4 protein-coding genes and 1 pseudogene are annotated in these 2,251 nt (G+C 71.7%); 4 read left to right on the top strand and 1 reads right to left on the bottom strand.

Annotated features, from left to right (window positions below):
- Window positions 1–32: 32 nt before the first annotated feature.
- On the bottom strand, window positions 33–500 hold the full coding sequence (locus FV230_RS27450; protein ID WP_246695034.1) for a nucleoside deaminase: 468 nt from the start codon (window positions 498–500) through the stop codon (window positions 33–35).
- A 159-nt stretch (window positions 501–659) separates the two neighbouring features.
- Here FV230_RS27450 and FV230_RS27445 point away from each other — a divergent pair, with 159 nt between their 5' ends.
- The 4 genes and pseudogenes from FV230_RS27445 to FV230_RS27430 all read left to right on the top strand — a co-directional run.
- Window positions 660–836, top strand: a complete 177-nt coding sequence (locus FV230_RS27445; protein WP_147729527.1) for a CsbD family protein — start codon at window positions 660–662, stop codon at window positions 834–836.
- 118 nt (window positions 837–954) lie between these two features.
- Window positions 955–1,131, top strand: coding sequence for a DUF1328 domain-containing protein (locus FV230_RS27440; protein ID WP_147729528.1), 177 nt, complete (start codon window positions 955–957; stop codon window positions 1,129–1,131).
- Window positions 1,132–1,271: 140 nt separating this feature from the next.
- Complete coding sequence (locus FV230_RS27435; protein ID WP_147844614.1) at window positions 1,272–1,892, top strand: LysE family translocator; 621 nt, start codon at window positions 1,272–1,274, stop codon at window positions 1,890–1,892.
- A 49-nt stretch (window positions 1,893–1,941) separates the two neighbouring features.
- Window positions 1,942–2,251 (top strand): annotated as a pseudogene (locus FV230_RS27430) (hypothetical protein); the annotation flags it as partial.

Genomic DNA, 2,251 nt, shown 5'->3' with positions numbered 1-2,251 from the left:
TCATGGAGGCGGCTTCCGGGTTGTCCGACGGGTCAGTCCCGCCGCTCGCGGAAGAAGGCGCGCAGCAATGCCGCCGCCTCGTCCTCGCGGAAGCCGCCATACACATCCGGCGCGTGGTGGCAGGTCGGATGATTGAACACGCGGGCGCCGTTCTCGACCCCGCCGCCCTTGGGGTCGGCGGCGCCGTAATAGAGCCGCCGGATCCGCGCGAAGCCGATCGCGCCCGCGCACATCGGGCACGGCTCCAGGGTCACGTAGAGGTCGCAGCCCGGCAGCCGGTCGTCGCCGAGGGCGGCGCAGGCGGCGCGGATCGCCAGGATCTCCGCATGCGCCGTCGGATCGTTCAGCGCCCGCGGCCGGTTGTGCGCCACCGCCAGCACGACGTCGCCGCGCACGATGACGGCACCGACCGGCACCTCGCCGGCCTCCGCCGCGCGGCGCGCCGCGGAGAAGGCGAGATCGAACGGCGACGTCTTCGCGGGAGGGATCGAGTCGGGCACGAGGACGTTCCTAGCCGCCGGCACCGCCGCCGCAAAGCGCGCCGCACCGGCCGGCACATCGACCCCAATCCGATCAATGTTAATCGGCGGAACATTCAACGGGGGCCGGCCGTTTCTCATCCAACGCGGCACGGCCGCATTCAGGATGAGGAGCCGGCGATGAGCAGCACCACCGACAAGATCAAGGGCGCCGCCAACGAGGCGGTCGGCAAGGCCAAGCAGGGCATCGGCAACGCGACGGACAACGCGAACCTGAAGGCCGACGGCGCCGCGCAGGAAGCCAAGGGCAAGGCCGAAGGCGTCAAGGGCGACGTGAAGTCGGCCGTCGGCAAGTAAGCCTCGCAGCAACGCATCCCCCGGTGCGGACGCGGGTTTCGTTCCGCATCGGGGTTCGGTCGGCCGGTCGGTGCGTCACCCGGCCTTGGATCAACGCATTCGTTTCAAGGAGGTCTGCATGATCGGTTGGGCCATCACCTTTCTCGTGGTCGCGTTGGTCGCGGCGCTCCTCGGCTTCGGCGGCATCGCCGGGACGGCGATGGAGGCGGCCAAGATCGTCTTCTTCGTGGCCATCGCCCTGTTCCTGGTCTCCGCCGTGTTCGGCGTGATGCGCGGACGCGCGCCGCGGCTCTGACCGGCCGGACTAGTTCTGCGTTGTGAGAAGGGCGGCCCGGATCGGGCCGCCCTTCTCGCGTTCCAGGGTGCACTGGGCGGGGTGCATTGGAACGCGTGCGGGCGTAGCCTCAGGTGCCCTCACCTCACCCTGTCCGGTCCATGAATCCCCAAACCTGGGCGCTCTTCCTCTGCGCCGTCTTCCTGCTTTCCGGCACCCCCGGCCCGAACATGCTGCACGTGATGACGCGCAGCCTTCGCTTCGGCCTCGGAGCCAGCCTGTTCGCCATGGCCGGGTGCCTGTCGGCCGTGGTGCTGGTGCTCTGCGCCTCGGCGACGGGGCTGGGCGCCGTGCTCGCCGCCTCGCCCAACCTGTTCGCAGGGCTGCGCTATGCCGGCGTCGCATACCTGGTCCTCCTCGGGATTCAGGCGTGGCGCGGGGCCGGCGGGGTGCCGCAGGTCGGAACGGGACCGATCGCCCCCTCCGCCGGCGGCCTGTTCCGGGGCGGGTTCCTGATCGGGGCGAGCAACCCGAAGCTCCTGCTGTTCGCGGCGGCGTTCCTGCCGCAATTCATCGATCCCGCCGCGGATCAGGGGTTGCAGCTGACGATCCTGGTCGCGACCTTCGCCGCCGCCGAGGCGTTCTGGTATGCGGTCTACGCCCTCGGCGGCCGGCAGCTCGCGCGCCATCTCGCCAGGCCTGCGCTGCGGCGCCTGTTCGACCGGGCCACCGGTGCGATCTTCGTCGGCTTCGGGCTCGGTCTGCTGGCCGGACGCCCCTGAGCGACGATCCGTCTCGCGCGGCGGGGCCCGCTCTGTTATGGGCTTGCCGATGAGCGACAATCCGACCACCCCCTCCGCGGACGAGCCCGTCCGCGGTCCCGAGACGACGCAGGCGCCCGAGACCCCGGCGAACGCCGAGCCCGCACGCCGCGAGGCCGCCTCTCAGGACGAGCCTTCCCGTCCAGAGCCTTGGAGCCCGGCCACCGACGCCAACGTCCGGTCCGCGGACGACGAGGCGCCGCGGGAGCGCGTGGCCCGCGACCGACCCAAGGACCGGCACGCCAACGAGCGCCCGGCCAAGGAGAAGGTTTCGAAGGAGCGCGGCGGCGACGCCCCCCTGCGCCGCCGCCCGGCCGCGG

Source organism: Methylobacterium sp. WL6 (assembly GCF_008040095.1).
Lineage (GTDB): Bacteria > Pseudomonadota > Alphaproteobacteria > Rhizobiales > Beijerinckiaceae > Methylobacterium.
The sequence above is the reverse complement of the archived record's forward strand: the minus strand, read 5'-3'. Positions and strand labels throughout refer to the sequence as shown.